Raw genomic sequence first — 15,213 nt, forward strand, 5'->3', positions numbered from 1 at the left:
GGCTTTTCCCATTTCCGAGGAGCCCCCCATGCCCGTGCGCCCCGCCCTGCCCGAGGACCGTCCCGTCGTGGAACGCCTCTGGCCGCTGTTCCAGCACGACCTGTCGGAGTGGCGGGGCCTGCTGCCGGGGCCGGGCGGGGAGTTCCGCTCCGAGCGGCTGCACGCGGCCTTCGACGAGCCCGGCTGGATCCCCTACCTCGTCGTCAGCGGCGCTCTCCCGGCCGGGTTCGCCCTCGTCCGGGGCGTCGGCGAGCGGGCCCGGGTGCTCAGCGCCTTCTTCGTCGTGCGCGGCGCGCGCCGGTCCGGCCTCGGCCTCGGCTCCGCCCGCGAAGTGATCTCCCGCCATCCCGGCCCGTGGCAGATCCCCTTCCAGGACGACAACCTGCCCGCCGCCCGGTTCTGGCCCCGCGTCGCCACCGCCCTCGTGGGCGACCGGTGGACCTCGGCGCACCGGCGACAGTCCGATCTTCCCCCTGACACGTGGATCTCCTTCGACACCGCGAGTAAATGAGCGAAAGCGGTTGCATGTTCATGCGGCGAGATGGATACTTATCCGCATGTCCAAAGTGCTCACCTCCCTGCCTGTCGGCGCTCGTGTCGGAATCGCCTTCTCCGGAGGGCTCGACACCTCCGTAGCGGTCGCGTGGATGCGGGAGAAGGGGGCCGTGCCCTGCACCTACACCGCCGACATCGGCCAGTACGACGAGCCCGACATCGGTTCGGTGCCCGGCCGTGCCACCGCCTACGGCGCGGAGATCGCCCGGCTGGTCGACTGCCGGGCCGCCCTGGTCGAGGAGGGGCTGGCGGCCCTGGCCTGCGGGGCGTTCCACGTCCGGTCGGGCGGGCGCACCTACTTCAACACCACGCCGCTGGCGCGGGCCGTCACCGGGACCCTGCTGGTCCGGGCGATGCTCGAGGACGACGTCCAGATCTGGGGCGACGGCTCGACCTTCAAGGGCAACGACATCGAGCGGTTCTACCGCTACGGCCTGCTGGCCAACCCGTCCCTGCGGATCTACAAGCCCTGGCTCGACGAGGACTTCGTCCACGAGCTCGGCGGCCGCAAGGAGATGTCGGAGTGGCTGCTGGAGCGCGACCTGCCCTACCGGGACAGCACGGAGAAGGCCTACTCCACGGACGCCAACATCTGGGGCGCCACCCACGAGGCCAAGGCCCTGGAGCACCTCGACGCCGGCATCGAGACCGTCGAGCCGATCATGGGCGTCCGGTTCTGGGACGAGTCCGTGGCGATCGCCGCGGAGGACGTCACGATCGGCTTCGAGCAGGGCCGCCCCGTGACGATCAACGGCGAGAAGTTCGCCTCCGACGTCGACCTCGTCCTCGCGGCCAACGCCATCGGCGGCCGGCACGGCCTGGGCATGTCCGACCAGATCGAGAACCGGGTCATCGAGGCCAAGAGCCGGGGCGTCTACGAGGCCCCGGGCATGGCGCTGCTGCACGCCGCCTACGAGCGGCTGGTCAACGCCATCCACAACGAGGACACCCTCGCGATCTACCACGCCGACGGGCGGAAGCTCGGCCGGCTGCTGTACGAGGGCCGCTGGCTGGACCCCCAGGCGATGATGCTCCGCGAGTCGCTCCAGCGCTGGATCGGCAGTGCCGTCACCGGCGAGGTCACCTTCCGGCTGCGGCGCGGCGAGGACTACTCCGTGATCAACACCACGGGTCCCGCCTTCAGCTACCACCCCGACAAGCTGTCCATGGAGCGCACCGAGGACTCCGCGTTCGGCCCCGTCGACCGCATCGGCCAGCTGACCATGCGCAACCTCGACATCGCCGACTCCCGCGCCAAGCTGGAGCTGTACGCCGGGCTGGGCCTCATCGGCACCCCCCACCAGGCGCTCGTGCCCGCGGCCCGCGCCTCCGGTCTCATCGACGTCCTGCCCGAGGGCGGCTCCGAGGCCATCGCCTCCCGCGGCAAGAGCCCCGACCACGACGAGCTCCTCGACCACGCCGCCATGGAGTTCGGCACCGACTGATCATGACGAACGCGAACGGGCCCGCCCCCGGGAAGGGGGCGGGCCCGCCGCGTCTCGTCGCCCGTCTCAGGTCGGGCCGAGCATGATCAGCTGTCGAACCCCAGGCCCATGCGGTCGAGGGTGCGCAGCCAGAGGTTGCGTCTTCCCGCGTTCCGGTCGGCCTGGGCGATGGACCAGCGGGTGAGCTGGATGGCGCCGAAGCGGAACGGTTCGGGCGGGAACGGGAACGGCTTGGACCTGACCATCTCCAGGCGGAGGCGTTCGGTCGTCTCACCCGGCTTCAGGCCGATGCCGAGGTTGTCGAGGATGACGTTGGCGCCGAAGCGCGTCGCGCCCACCCCCAGGCCCGTGTAGCCGACGGCATAGGCCAGGTCGCCGTTCAGCGCCTTGCCGTAGAAGGCGCAGAAGCGCGAGCAGGTGTCGATGACCCCGCCCCAGCTGTGGGAGAAGCCGACCCCCTCCAGCTGCGGGAACGTCGTGAAGAACTGGCTGGAGAGCAGCGCGAAGGTCTCCGGGCGGCGCTCCAGCTCCTCACGCAGCCCGTTGCGGAAGTGGTAGATCGCGTCGTAGCCGCCCCACAGGATCCGGTTGTCGGACGTCAGCCGGAAGTAGTGGAACTGGTTGGCCGAGTCGCCGATGCCCTGCCGATTCCTCCAGCCGATGGACTCCATCTGGGCGGGCGTCAGCGGCTCGGTCATCAGCGCGTAGTCGTAGACCGGGACGAGGTAGTGCTTCAACCGCCTGAGCAGCGGCGGGAAGACGCCCGTCCCCAGCGCCACCTTCGACGCCCTGATCCGGCCGTAGGGGGTCGTGAGCTCGGCCTTCCGGCCGCCCGACAGGCCGGTGACCTCGGTGCGCTCGTAGATCCGCACCCCCAGCGAGAGACAGGCCTCCCGCAGCCCCCAGGCCAGCTTGGCGGGGTTCAGCATCGCGGCGCCGTTGACGTCCCACAGGCCGCCGAGGTAGGTCGGGGAGTCGATCTCCGCCCGGACCTGGTCGCGGTCGAACAGGCGCAGGTCCTGGCCGAGCCGGGCGCCGTGCTCGGCCTCCTCGGCCAGGCCTTCGAGCTGCCAGTCCTCGGTGGCGACCAGGAGCTCGCCGGTCGGCTCGTAGTCGCAGTCGATGCCGTACCGCTCGACGGTGGCGGCGATCTCGGCCAGGTTCTCGTGGCCGAGCCGCTCCAGGGTCTCGATCTCTCCCGGCCAGCGGTCCATTCCGTTCCACAGGCCGTGGGTCAGCGAGGCGGCGCAGAAGCCGCCGTTGCGGCCGGACGCCGCGCCCCCGATCCGGTCCTTCTCCACGAGGACCACGTCGAGCGAGGGGTTCCTCTCCTTGGCCATCAGCGCGGTCCACAGGCCTGTGTAACCGCCCCCGATGACCACCAGATCGCAGGTGGTCGTCTCCACCAGCGACGGCAGCGGCTCGGGACGAGCCGGATCCTGCAGCCAGAACGGTGTCGGCTCCGCCTCGGCGAGAGCCTTGAGCGCGTTCACATTTCCCTTCTCCTGTGCCCCCTGGGCGCCCGGCCGGAGTCCGTCCCTGCGGGACGGATGCCCTCCGGCCGGGCACTAGGGTCACTTCTCAGGTTTTGCGGCGGCGTGCGGAGATCACGTTGACGATCGCGATCAGCACACCGACAGCGAAGATCAACGTCCCCATGACGTTGACCTGGGGTGGTGTTCCCGTCCGCGTGGATCCGTAGATCCACAACGGGAACGTCACGGTGGAGCCGCTCGTGAAGTTGGTGATGACGAAGTCGTCCACCGACAGCACGAAGGCGAGCAGCGCACCGGAGATGACACCCGGCATGATCATCGGAAGGGTGATCAGCCGGAAGCGGGTGAAGGCGTCCGCGCCGAGGTCCTGCGCGGCCTCCTCGACGGACGGGTCCAGGCCCACAACGCGGGCCCTGACCGTCACGGCGACGAAGGACAGCGAGAACATGACGTGGGCGATCACGATCGTCCAGTACCCGCGGGGAGCCGAGAGCGTGACGAACATGGACAGAAGTGACGCGCCCATGACGATCTCGGGAGACGAGATCGCCGCGAACAGGACGAGGTTGGTGAGGCCCTTGCCCTTGAAGCGGTAGCGGCCCAGCGCCAGGCCCACGAACGTGCCGAGGACCGTGGTGACGACCGTGCTGATCGCCGCGATGGTCAGCGAGTTGACCAGCGCGTCGGTCAGGTCCGACTTGTCGAACAGGTGCCGGTACCACTTGAGGGTGAAGCCCTCCCACTCGAAGTTCTGCTTCGAGTGGGTGTCGTTGAACCCGAACAGGATCATGACGGCGATCGGGAGGATCAGCCAGGCGATCAGGACCAGCGTGTAGAGGTGCAGACCTCTGCCCTTGAGCCTCTTCATCGTCCCGCCGCCTCCAGAACGTCCTCGGTGCCGAGGGCACGCGCGTAGATGAAGATGCCGATGAGCAGGATGGCCATCAGGCTGAACGACAGGGCCGAGGAGACCGCGTAAGCGCTGTTCTCGAAGTACTCCTGCCTGATGATGTGGCCGATCATCGTGTTCTTCGGGCCGCCCAGGACCTCGGAGTTCACGTAGTCGGACGACACCGGCACGAACGTCATGATGACGCCGGCGAAGACGCCGGGCAGCGACAGCGGGAAGACCACCTTGGAGAAGGTGGCGGCCCGGGAGGAGTAGAGGTCGTAGGACGCCTCGACGATCCGGAAGTCGATCTTCTCCAGCGCCACGTAGATCGGCAGCACCATGAACGGCAGGTAGTTGTAGGTCAGCCCGGTGACGACCGCGATCGCGCTGTCCAGCACGTGGAAGTCCTGCGGCAGCAGGCCCCAGTCCTTCAGCGGGCCGAGGATCGGGCCGTTGTCGGTGAGGACCAGCTTCCACGAGACCGTCCGCAGCACGAACGACACGAAGAACGGCAGGAGCAGCAGGAACAGGTAGGTCGACTTGTGCCGGCCGGACTTGAACGCGATCCAGTAGGCCGCCGGGTAGGCCAGCGCGATGCACAGGACCGTGGCGAGCAGGCCGTACCAGAGCGACCTGACGTAGTACTCCTTGTAGGTGGAGAACCCGTCGATGTAGTTGTTCCAGTGCCAGGTCTGCTTGAACCCGTCGATGATGTTGCCGGTCATCAGCGAGACCGACGCCATGAACACCAGCGGGATCACGAAGAACGCCAGCATCCAGATGCCGCCGGGAAGCAGCAGGAAATAGGGTGCGAGCCGCTTTCTCATCACGCCCCCTGTGCGATCGGCTGGAAGATCTTCTGGAAGACCGGTTCGGTCGTGTTGTCGAGGGTGCGGTAGGTCTTCAGCTTCTTCATGTCCTCCGCGGAGGGGAACACCAGCGGGCTGTTGGCCAGGTCCTCGAGCGTCTGCTTGTCCTCGCCGGTGGACTCCGCGGCGTGCTTGAGGATGACGTCGCGGGCGCCGGGGACGGGCGTCACGTAGTTGATGAACTCCTCCAGCGGCCCCTGGTTGACGGGGTCGAACAGGAAGTTCGCCATCATGAGCGCGTCGACCGGGTTGGCGGCGGTCTTCGGCAGGCACATGTTGTCGGTCCAGATCGTGCCGCCCTCGGCGGGGACCACGAACTTCACGTCCTCGTTGGCCAGGGAGAAGATGTCTCCCGACCACGCCTGCGTGATGTACACGTCGCCCTTGGCCACGGCGTCGATGTAGTCCTGCTGGTAGTACTTGCGCACCAGCGGCCGCTGCTGCTTGAGCACCTCGGCGGCCTTGTTCCAGTCGGCCTCGGTCGACTTCTCCGGGTCGATGCCCAGGTAGAACAGGCCGAAGTTCGCGAGCTCCTGGGAGTCGGCCATCATGCCGACCTTGCCCTTGTACTTCGGGTCCCACAGCTGCTTGATGCTGGTGATCGGGTCCTTGACGTACTTGGTGTTGTAGGCGATGCCCGTGATGCCCGACTGGTAGGGGACGGTGAAGGCGTTCCCGGGGTCGTAGGCGGGGTTCTTCAGCCCGGAGTACTTGTCGAAGTTCGGCAGCTGCTTGTGGTCCAGCGGGGCCAGGTAGCCGAGCTGGATGCACTTCGAGAGCTGGACGCCGTTGGTGATCACCATCAGGTCGAAGCCGATGGACTGGTTCGCGGCCAGGGGCGCCTGGATCTTGCCGAACCAGTCGCCGGCCTCCTGGATCGCTTCCTTGTACTCGACGGAGACGCCGGTCTGCTTCTCGAACTGCTTGATCGTGTAGTGGTCGTCCTGCATGTAACCGGGCCAGTTGGCCCAGTTCAGCTTGCCGTTCTTGACCTTGCCCTTCCAGAACGCGTCGATCTGGGCCTGCGTGACGCTGCCGCGCCCGCCCTGGCCGGGGATCGAGCAGGCCGAGGCACCCGCGACGATGCCGGCCGCGCCCATCAGCTTGAGGAAGTCGCGCCGCGAGGCCCGGGGCCGGGTCAGGCCCCGCCGGAAGGCGGCGTCCATCGCCCCGCGGCTCATGCGGCGCCGATCGCATAGCTGTGGCGCTGCTCCCAGGACAGCCACACCTCGTCCCCGCGGGCGGCGAGGTCGTCGGGGTTGTTCGCGTTCTGCACGAACACCACGACCTCCTCGCCCTTGGCCGTGACGACGCTGTAGTTGGTGAAGGTGCCCAGGTAGACGACCTCGGTGACGGTGCCGCGCACGGAGCTGCAGTTGTCGACCTTGGTCTTGGTGAGGTCGATCTTCTCCGGCCGGACGGTCAGCTCGAGCGTCGCGCCCTCGCCGACGGAAACGTCGCGCAGCGGAACCTCGATCAGGCCGTCGTCACCGAAAGCGAGCGTGGCGACGCCGTCCGTGACGCCTGTCACGTTCCCGGACAGCAGATTCGACGTGCCGATGAAGCCCGCGACGAACTTGGAGGCGGGGGCCTCGTAGATCTCGCGCGGAGTGCCGAGCTGCTCGATGGCCCCGTCGTACATGACCGCGATCCGGTCCGACATCGTCAGGGCCTCGGACTGGTCGTGCGTCACGTAGACGAAGGTGATGCCGACCTCGCGCTGGACCCGCTTGAGCTCGCTCTGCATCGCCTGGCGGAGCTTGAGGTCGAGCGCGCCGAGCGGCTCGTCCAGGAGCAGGGCCCGGGGCCGGTTGACCAGGGCGCGGGCGAGCGCGACGCGCTGCTGCTGGCCGCCGGACATCTCCCGCGGACGGCGCTTCTCGCGGCCGGTGAGGCCGACGATCTCGAGCATCTCGCCGACGCGCTTCTTGATCTCGTTCTTCTCGACGCCCTTGCGCTTGAGGCCGAACGCCACGTTCTCGTGGACGCTCATGTGCGGGAAGAGCGCGTAGGACTGGAAGACCATGTTGACGTCGCGCTTGTTGGCGGGGACACCGGTGACGTTCTCGCCGTAGAGGAAGACCTCACCGCGGGTCGGCTCCTCGAAGCCGGCGATCATCCGCATGTTGGTGGTCTTGCCACAGCCGGACGGGCCGAGGAGCGAGAAGAACTCACCCTGGGCGATGGTCAGGTCGACGCCTTTGACGGCCTGGACGATCTCTCCGTGCGCCGTGAATTCCTTGACGACGCCTTTGAGTTCGATGGCGGGGATTTCTTCTGCGGCCATTACCACTGGTCCTTCGGGGGTCTCGCGCGGTCCCCCCGCGGCCCTGGGGTGGCCGCGGAGGGGTTGGAGCGGGTGGTGCTACTTGCCGATGTAGTGCATGACGTGCTTGATCCGGGTGTAGTCCTCGAACCCGTAGAGCGACAGGTCCTTGCCGTACCCGGAGTGCTTGAAGCCCCCGTGCGGCATCTCGGAGATGAACGGGATGTGGGTGTTGACCCACACCGCGCCGAAGTCGAGCGCCTTGGTCATGCGCATGGCCGTCCCGTGGTCCTTCGTCCAGACGGACGCGGCGAGCGCGTAGCGCACCCCGTTGGCCCACTCGACGGCCGTCTCCTCGGTGTCGAAGGCCTGGACGGTGATGACCGGGCCGAAGATCTCGTTCTGGATGTGCTCGTCGTCCTGCCTGAAGCCGGAGATGACGGTCGGCTCGAAGAAGTAGCCGGTGTCGCCGATCCTGTGGCCGCCGGTCTCGATCTTCGCGTGGGCGGGCACGCGGTCGATGAAGCCCTGGACCTGGGCGAGCTGGTGGGCGTTGTTGACCGGGCCGAAGTAGGCGTCGGGGTCGTCGGGCCCCGCGGTCTTGAGGTCCGCGGCGGCCGCGGCCAGCGCGGCGGTGAACTCCTCGGCGATCGACTCCTGCACGAGCACGCGGGTGGCGGCGGTACAGTCCTGACCGGCGTTGAACAGGCCGGCGCCCGCGATGCCCTCGGCCGCCGAGGCGATGTCGGCGTCGGCGAAGACCACGACCGGGGCCTTGCCGCCCAGCTCGAGGTGGACCTTCTTCAGGTCGCGGGCGGCGGAGGCGGCGACCTCCATGCCCGCGCGCACGGAGCCGGTGATGGAGACCATCTGCGGCGTCGGGTGCTCGACCAGGGCGCGGCCGGTGTCACGGTCGCCCATGACGACGTTGAACACGCCCGGCGGGAGGAACTCGCTCGCGATCTCCGCCAGCAGCAGCGTGGAGACGGGCGTGGTGTCCGACGGCTTCAGCACGACGGTGTTGCCCGCCGCCAGCGCCGGGGCGAACTTCCACACGGCCATCATCATCGGGTAGTTCCAGGGCGCGACCTGCGCGCAGACCCCGATCGGCTCGCGCCGGATGGAGGAGGTGTGGTCGGCCATGTACTCACCGGTCGACTTGCCCTCGAGCATCCGCGCCGCGCCCGCGAAGAAGCGGATGTTGTCGACCATGGGCGGAATCTCTTCCTCCATGGTGAGCTGGACGGGCTTCCCGGTGTTGCGGCTCTCCGCCGCGACGATCTCCTCCGCCCGCGCCTCGATCGCGTCGGCGATCTTCAGCAGAGCCAGGCTCCGCTCCTTGGGCGTCGCGTCGCGCCAGCCGGGGAAGGCCGCCGCGGCGGCCTGGAAGGCGGCGTCGACATCCGCTGCGCTCGAAACCGGTGCCTGCGCGTAGACCTCGCCGGTGCTCGGATCGATCACGTCGCTGTAACGGCCGTCCTTGGCCTCGACGTACTCTCCGTTGACGAAGTTGCGCAGGAGCGCCTTGCCGGTCATCTTCGACCTCCGAGTGTGTCCTGTGTCGCACTGACCTTGGCAGAGCATAACCTCTCTAACAAGTGATTCCGTTGTTACGATCACATTTCGCAACGAAATCCCTTGTACGAGGCCGCCCTGAGGACGCGATGCAGTTGCGAGCTGCGGTACCGTACGGCACCTTTGAGGCTATGCGGCTCTCCGAGCCCCGGCGAACCGGAAGGATGGGCCACATGAGCGAGCCCCACCCCCGCAACGGCCGCGTCCACCTCGATGACACCTCAAAGCAGATCATCGAGCAACTACAGGAGGACGGCCGCCGCTCCTACGCGGCGATCGGCAAGGCCGTGGGGCTGTCCGAAGCCGCCGTGCGCCAGCGGGTCCAGCGCCTTCTCGACACGGGCGTCATGCAGATCGTGGGCGTCACCGACCCTCTCATGCTGGGCTTCTCCCGCCAGATGATGATCGGCATCAAGTGCGAAGGCGACCTCCAGGAGGTCGCGGACCACCTCGCGGACATGGCCGAAATCGACTACGTAGTGATCACCGCCGGCTCTTTCGACCTGCTCGTCGAACTGGTCGCCGAGACCGATGACCAGCTGCTGGAGCTCCTCGGCCGCATCCGGGCCGTGCCCACCGTCGTCAGCACGGAGAGCTTCGTCTACCTGAAGCTACGTAAGCAGACGTATTCCTGGGGTACCAGGTAACCCATTACGGGCGTACCTTTGGTACCTGTCAGGAGAGGAGACCCGAATGTCGGTGTCGGCTCACCAAGACCTCCCCTCAGAGCGTCGCGACGACGACCTCGGCTTCCGCACGACGGAGGAAGAGGCGAACATCATCAGGAAAGCCGCGGAGCTCCAAGGCTGGACGGTCGGTCAGTACATCCTCTGCGCGGTCCTCGACCGCGCCGAACGCGACATCTACACCGATGCCGCACTCAGATCCGATTGGGACGAGGTCTACCCGACCTCGTCGGAACCCCTCACCTCCATGCTCGGCGCCCTGTCCACCGACTAGGCCCCTCATCACGGGGCTCAGAGCGCCCCGGTGATCCGCATGGCGACATCCGCCGCCTCGGCCTCGGACTCGTAGGAGTGCCGGGGCCAGAAGAACCCCCGCAGGCCGTCCCCCTTGACCCTGGGGACCACGTGGACGTGCAGATGCGGGACGCTCTGGCTGACCCTGTTGTTCATCGCCACGAAGCTCCCGCCCGCCCCGAGCCCGTTCTCGACGGCCTTCGCCAGCCGTCGCGCGGTCGAGAACAGCGGCTCCACCAGCTCCGGCGGCAGCTCGGGGAGCGTCTCGTGGTGCTCGCGCGGCACCAGCAGCACATGCCCCTTGAACAGCGGCCGCGTGTCGAGGAAGGCCACGCAGTCCTTCTCCTCGAGCACGAGGGTCGCCGGCAGCTCCCCCGCGATGATCCTGCAGAACAGACACGAACCCATGGCATCGCAGGGTAACCGAGCGGGACCGTCCCCGGGGGTCCGTGACGCCCCGGGTCAGGCGTGCAGGCCGTCCAGCAGCGTTCGGAGGGTCTGCTCGGCCTCGTCCCTGGGATGGCCGGAGGCGACCAGGAGCGCGGCCTCGATCGAGGCGCTGAGCAGCAGGTGGGCCAGGGGCTTGACCGGGGTCGGGCGCAGGACCCCCGCCTCCAGGGCCAGGGTGAGGGCCGCCTCGATGAGGGCCAGGTTGTGCCGCGCCTCGACCTCGCGCCACTCCTGCCAGCCCAGGACGGCCGGGGCGTCGCGGAGCGCGATCTGGACCATCTCGGGGTCCTCGCAGGCGTCGAGGAAGGCTCCGATGCCCCCGGTGAGCACGGCCCACGGGTCGTCGGCCGGCACCAGGATCCGGGCGCCGAGCTCGATCTCGAGCTGTTCGAGCACCTCGCGGAACAGCGCCTTCTTGTCGCCGAAGTGGTGCTGGAGGGCGCCCCGGGTGACGCCCGCCGCCGTCACGATCTGCTCCGCGGAGACGGCGGCGTAGCCGTGGTCGGCGAACAGGGTCCTGGCGGCGGCGACGAGGGCCGCGCGGGTCGTGCGCGTGCGGTCCTCCTGGGTGCGTCTCACCCGGTCAGTATCGCGAACTCCTCGACCTTCGCGGCGACGAGACCGGGACGGTCCTCGGGGACGAAGGTGTAGGAGTCCTCGACGAGCTCCAGCCTGGCCCGGGGAAGCCGCCCGGCCAGGCGCTCGGCCAGCTCCACCGGGAACAGCCGCTCCTGCGCCGCCCACAGCAGCAGAACCGGACGCTCGTAGCCGCCGAAGGTCGCGAAGGCCTCCAGCGTGTGCCGCCGGTCCACGCCCCGCAGGACCTTGGCGAGATCACGCCTGATCGCCCGGCTGGTCTGGATCGGGGTCAGGTAGGAGCGGGTGATCTCGTCGGGGATCGGGCGTTTGGCGACCCAGCCGAGGGCGATCGGCAGCCGGTGCAGGGCCTTGATCCGGAAGAGCTGGGCGGTCAGCCACAGCGAGCCCGGCACCCTCGTCAGGGCCGGGAGGGCGCTGAAGGGGGGCGGGAAGAACCGTTCCAGGGCGTCGCAGGAGACCAGGACGACCCGGCCGACCCGTTCGGGCCTGCGGGCCATGAGGATCTGGACGAGGGCTCCGCCGGTGTCGTTGCCGACCAGGGTGACGTCGCGGAGGTCGAGGGCGTCCAGGAACTCCTCGAGGAGCGTGGCGAGGCCGGGCGGGGTCAGGTCGGCGCCGGGGTGCATGGGGACGGTGTGGGCGCCCAGCGGCAGCGTGGGGGCCAGGCAGCGGTGGCCCGCGGCCACCAGCGGGCCGATCTCGTGGCGCCACAGCCGGGAGCTCACCAGGAGGCCGTGCACGAACACGACCGGCGGCCCCTCCCCCTCGTCCTCGTAGGCGATCGGTCCCGCGGTCAGGTTCAGGGTCTTCATGTCTCCAACATACATACATTCCGCATGAATGTATTGGCCGGAGGCGGACCCGAGAGGGCGGGACGGGGTTCAGGCCGTGAGGTGGTCGAGCGCGGCGGCGAGCTGGTCGAGGAAGCGGTCGACCTCGGGCTCGCTGTAGCCCGGCGCCAGGAAGGCCGAGCGGAAGACGCAGGTGCGGGCGTCGTGGCCCGACACGGGCGGGGCCTCACCGCGCAGTCCCCCGACGACCCGGTCGAGGAAGTCGTCGACGTCCTTCTCGGCGTACCCGGCGCGCATCCGGGTGACCGAGAACTCGGCGTCCTCGATCCAGCGGATCAGCCAGGGCACCTGGCCCCTGACGGTCTCCACGTACGGTTCGGCGTCGCCCCGCTCGAAGGCCTCCAGCTCGCGGATGTACTCCGTCAGCGCCTCGTCGACGGCGTGCCGGTCGTAACCGCGCACCACCGCCGCGAACCGCGCCTCACGGACCTCCGCGGCGGTGACCTCGGGGACCTCGTCCTCGGTGCGCCCGAGCGTCGCCTCGATACGGACGATCAGGGCATCGACCTCTTCGCCGAAATAGCCCCGCATGACGACCGGAAAACGTGCCACCTCGACCTCCTTCGACCCCGCCGATACTGGCGTGGCGAAGGCCCTTCTCACAACCCCTTCAGCTCTTGGTGGCGGCGGCGAGCTGGCCGCAGGCGCCGTCGATCTCGCGTCCGCGGGTGTCGCGGACCGTCACGGCGACGCCGTGGGACTCCAGCCGGCGCACGAACTCGCGCTCGTCCTCGGGGCGGGAGGCCGTCCACTTCGAGCCGGGGGTGGGGTTCAGCGGGATCAGGTTGACGTGCACGAGCTTGCCCTTGAGCAGCTTGCCGAGCAGATCCGCACGCCAGGCCTGGTCGTTGATGTCCTTGATCAGCGCGTACTCGATCGACACGCGCCGCCCCGACTGCCGGGCGTAGCCCCAGGCCGCCGCGAGCACCTCGCGGACCTTGAAGCGGGTGTTGATCGGGACGAGCGTGTCGCGCAGCTCGTCGTCGGGGGCGTGCAGCGAGACGGCCAGCCGCACCGACATGTTCTCGGCGGTCAGCTTCTCGATCGCCGGGACCAGCCCCACGGTCGAGACCGTCACCCCGCGCTGGGAGATCCCCAGCCCCGACGGCGCCGGGTCGGTGATCCGCCGGACCGCGCCCAGCACGGCCTTGTAGTTGGCCAGCGGCTCGCCCATGCCCATGAAGACGATGTTGCTGACCCGCCCCCGGCCGCCCGCGATCTTCCCCTGGTTGAGGGCGCGCTGGCCGGCGGCGACCTGCTCGACGATCTCGGCCGTCGACAGGTTCCTGGTCAGGCCCGCCTGGCCGGTGGCGCAGAACGGGCAGTTCATGCCGCAGCCCGCCTGGGACGACACGCACATCGTCACCCGGTCGGGGTAGCGCATGAGGACCGACTCGAACAGGACGCCGTCGAAGGCCTTCCAGACCGTCTTGTGGGTCCTGCCGCCGTCGCAGGACAGGTCCCGGATCGAGGTCAGCAGCCGGGGCATCAGCTCCGGCACGAGCTTGTCGCGCAGCGGCTGCGACAGGTCCGGCATCTGCGCCGGATCGTCGACGAGCCGCTCGAAGTAGTGCTTGGAGAGCTGGTCGGCCCGGAAACCCTTCTCGCCCAGCGCGATCACGGCCTCGCGCCGCTCCGCGACGGTCAGGTCGGCGAGATGGCGGGGCGGCTTGGACCGGCGCGGGCCCTTGAAGACGAGCTCGCCGGGCCTGGGCGGCTGCGGCTCCTCGTCGGCCGACACGGTCTCCCCCAGGGTCAGGAGGGTCGCCGTCGTGTCCTCGGTCTGCTCGTCCATGCTTCCAGTCTCACTCATGCGTACAACTCGAGGAGGATCCACACGACCGGAGCGGTGATCAGCAGCGAGTCGAGGCGGTCCATGACGCCGCCGTGGCCGGGCAGGAAGTTGCCGAGGTCCTTGATCCCGAGATCTCTCTTGATCATGGATTCGACGAGGTCGCCGAGCGTCGCGGTGCAGACGACGAGCGCGCCCATGATCACACCCTGCCACCACTGGCCGTCCAGCAGCCAGACGATCAGCCAGGCGCCGACGGCCATGCAGGTCAGGGCGGAGCCGGTGAAGCCCTCCCAGGTCTTCTTCGGGCTGATGTTCGGCGCGATCTTGTGCCGGCCGAGGTAGGCGCCGGCGAAGAAGCCGCCGATGTCGGAGGCCACGGTCACCGCGACGAAGACGATCATCCGCTTGGCGCCGTCGTCCGGGGCCAGCAGGAGCATCGCGAAACCCGCCAGGAACGGCAGGTAGATCAGGGTGAAGACGCTGGTCGTGGCGTCGCGCACATAGCCGTCCGGGCCGTCCTTCATCCGCCAGATCAGCGTGACGAGGACCGTCAGGGACAGGGCGATGATCAGCCCTCGGGGACCGTCGAAGTAGGCGCCCAGAAGCATGCCGACCGAGCCCGTGGCGGTCGGCGGCAGCGGGATCCGGACGTCCTTGGTCGCGAACGCGTCGAGGAGTTCCTTGAACGCGACCGCGCCGAAGAAGATCAGGACCGGTATGAAGAGCTGCCGGTAGGTGAGCAGTGAGCCCAGGACGATCGCGGCCAGCCCGACCCCGACGCCGATGGCGACGGGGACGTTGCGGCCGGGATTGCGCCGTACCCTCCCGGATTCTGGCTTCTCGGACCCCGACGGCGTGGGTCCCTCAACGATCTGGGCCATCAGACTTCGAGGAGCTCGGCCTTCTTGTGCTCGAGCATGGCGTCGATCGAGGCGGTGTACTTCTTCGTCGCGTCGTCGAGCTCCTTCTCGGCACGCCGCACGTCGTCCTCGCCCGCTTCGCCGTCCTTGATCAGCTTGTCGAGCGTGTCGTTGGTCTTGCGGCGGACGTTGCGGATGGAGATCTTCGCGTCCTCGGCCTTGTTGCCGGCGACCTTGACGAACTCCCGGCGGCGCTCCTCCGACAGTTCGGGGAAGACCACCCGGATGATCGAGCCGTCGTTGCCGGGGTTGACGCCCAGGTCGCTGTTGCGGATCGCCTTCTCGATGGCGGCCATGCTCGACTTGTCGAACGGCTGGATGACCACCATGCGAGGCTCGGGCAGGTGGAAGGAGGCCAGCTGGTTGACCGGGGTCAGCGCGCCGTAGTACTCCACCATGATCTTGTTGAACATGGCGGGGGTGACCCGGCCGGTCCGGATACTGGAGAAGTCCTCCTTGGCGACGGAGACGGCTTTCTCCATCTTCTCCTCGGCTTCGAGGAGGATCTCGTCGATCATC

Annotated in this window: 17 protein-coding genes; 4 read left to right on the forward strand and 13 right to left on the reverse strand. The window is 68.5% G+C overall.

The features are described from left to right. Positions 1–28 precede the first annotated feature (28 nt). Together ABD785_RS03715 and argG are read left to right on the forward strand one after the other, a co-directional pair. On the forward strand, positions 29–511 hold the full coding sequence (locus ABD785_RS03715; protein ID WP_344822101.1) for a GNAT family N-acetyltransferase: 483 nt from the start codon (positions 29–31) through the stop codon (positions 509–511). Between the two features lie 46 nt (positions 512–557). Continuing rightward, positions 558–2,000 (forward strand): argininosuccinate synthase, encoded by a 1,443-nt coding sequence (gene argG, locus ABD785_RS03720; protein WP_344822103.1) that lies wholly within the window; start codon positions 558–560, stop codon positions 1,998–2,000. 86 nt (positions 2,001–2,086) lie between these two features. Here argG and ABD785_RS03725 read toward each other — a convergent pair whose 3' ends face one another. The 6 genes from ABD785_RS03725 to ABD785_RS03750 form a co-directional block, all read right to left on the reverse strand. Further along, a complete protein-coding gene (locus tag ABD785_RS03725) occupies positions 2,087–3,493 on the reverse strand; it encodes an NAD(P)/FAD-dependent oxidoreductase (protein ID WP_344822105.1) in 1,407 nt (468 codons plus the stop codon). A gap of 88 nt (positions 3,494–3,581) precedes the next feature. Then, positions 3,582–4,364 carry an ABC transporter permease gene (locus ABD785_RS03730; protein ID WP_344822107.1) on the reverse strand — a complete coding sequence of 261 codons (783 nt, stop codon included), beginning with the start codon at positions 4,362–4,364 and terminating at the stop codon, positions 3,582–3,584. Continuing rightward, complete coding sequence (locus ABD785_RS03735) at positions 4,361–5,215, reverse strand: ABC transporter permease (protein WP_344822109.1); 855 nt, start codon at positions 5,213–5,215, stop codon at positions 4,361–4,363. The genes ABD785_RS03730 and ABD785_RS03735 overlap by 4 nt, the downstream gene beginning before the upstream one ends. Then, entirely contained in the window at positions 5,215–6,438 is a 1,224-nt protein-coding gene (locus ABD785_RS03740; RefSeq protein WP_344822111.1) for an ABC transporter substrate-binding protein, read from the reverse strand. Before ABD785_RS03740 ends, ABD785_RS03735 begins: the two co-directional genes overlap by 1 nt. Next, positions 6,435–7,544, reverse strand: coding sequence for an ABC transporter ATP-binding protein (locus tag ABD785_RS03745; protein ID WP_344822112.1), 1,110 nt, complete (start codon positions 7,542–7,544; stop codon positions 6,435–6,437). The genes ABD785_RS03740 and ABD785_RS03745 overlap by 4 nt, the downstream gene beginning before the upstream one ends. Before the next feature lie 78 nt (positions 7,545–7,622). Then, a complete protein-coding gene (locus ABD785_RS03750; protein ID WP_344822114.1) occupies positions 7,623–9,059 on the reverse strand; it encodes a gamma-aminobutyraldehyde dehydrogenase in 1,437 nt (478 codons plus the stop codon). Between the two features lie 203 nt (positions 9,060–9,262). On the opposite strand from ABD785_RS03750, the gene ABD785_RS03755 reads away from it, so the two are divergent. Together ABD785_RS03755 and ABD785_RS03760 are read left to right on the forward strand one after the other, a co-directional pair. Beyond that, a complete protein-coding gene (locus ABD785_RS03755; protein WP_425547735.1) occupies positions 9,263–9,745 on the forward strand; it encodes an Lrp/AsnC family transcriptional regulator in 483 nt (160 codons plus the stop codon). Between the two features lie 46 nt (positions 9,746–9,791). Beyond that, positions 9,792–10,058 carry a type II toxin -antitoxin system TacA 1-like antitoxin gene (locus tag ABD785_RS03760; protein ID WP_344822118.1) on the forward strand — a complete coding sequence of 89 codons (267 nt, stop codon included), beginning with the start codon at positions 9,792–9,794 and terminating at the stop codon, positions 10,056–10,058. A 17-nt stretch (positions 10,059–10,075) separates the two neighbouring features. Here ABD785_RS03760 and ABD785_RS03765 read toward each other — a convergent pair whose 3' ends face one another. The 7 genes from ABD785_RS03765 to frr form a co-directional block, all read right to left on the reverse strand. Continuing rightward, positions 10,076–10,486, reverse strand: a complete 411-nt coding sequence (locus tag ABD785_RS03765) for an HIT family protein (RefSeq protein ID WP_344822120.1) — start codon at positions 10,484–10,486, stop codon at positions 10,076–10,078. 54 nt (positions 10,487–10,540) lie between these two features. Next, positions 10,541–11,107, reverse strand: a complete 567-nt coding sequence (locus ABD785_RS03770) for a TetR/AcrR family transcriptional regulator (protein WP_344822122.1) — start codon at positions 11,105–11,107, stop codon at positions 10,541–10,543. Next, a complete protein-coding gene (locus ABD785_RS03775; RefSeq protein ID WP_344822124.1) occupies positions 11,104–11,940 on the reverse strand; it encodes an alpha/beta fold hydrolase in 837 nt (278 codons plus the stop codon). The genes ABD785_RS03770 and ABD785_RS03775 overlap by 4 nt, the downstream gene beginning before the upstream one ends. A 69-nt stretch (positions 11,941–12,009) precedes the next feature. Continuing rightward, positions 12,010–12,531, reverse strand: a complete 522-nt coding sequence (locus tag ABD785_RS03780) for a DivIVA domain-containing protein (RefSeq protein WP_344822126.1) — start codon at positions 12,529–12,531, stop codon at positions 12,010–12,012. 58 nt (positions 12,532–12,589) lie between these two features. After that, positions 12,590–13,792 (reverse strand): dual-specificity RNA methyltransferase RlmN, encoded by a 1,203-nt coding sequence (gene rlmN, locus ABD785_RS03785; RefSeq protein ID WP_344822128.1) that lies wholly within the window; start codon positions 13,790–13,792, stop codon positions 12,590–12,592. Next, the gene (locus ABD785_RS03790) at positions 13,789–14,655 is read right to left on the reverse strand and encodes a phosphatidate cytidylyltransferase (protein WP_344822130.1); all 867 of its coding nucleotides are present in this window, start codon (positions 14,653–14,655) and stop codon (positions 13,789–13,791) included. Before ABD785_RS03790 ends, rlmN begins: the two co-directional genes overlap by 4 nt. Then, positions 14,655–15,212, reverse strand: a complete 558-nt coding sequence (gene frr / locus ABD785_RS03795; RefSeq protein WP_344822132.1) for a ribosome recycling factor — start codon at positions 15,210–15,212, stop codon at positions 14,655–14,657. Before frr ends, ABD785_RS03790 begins: the two co-directional genes overlap by 1 nt. Position 15,213: the final 1 nt, after the last annotated feature.

Origin of the sequence: Actinocorallia longicatena (genome assembly GCF_039534125.1) — a bacterium.
Classification (GTDB): Bacteria; Actinomycetota; Actinomycetes; order Streptosporangiales; family Streptosporangiaceae; genus Actinocorallia; species Actinocorallia longicatena.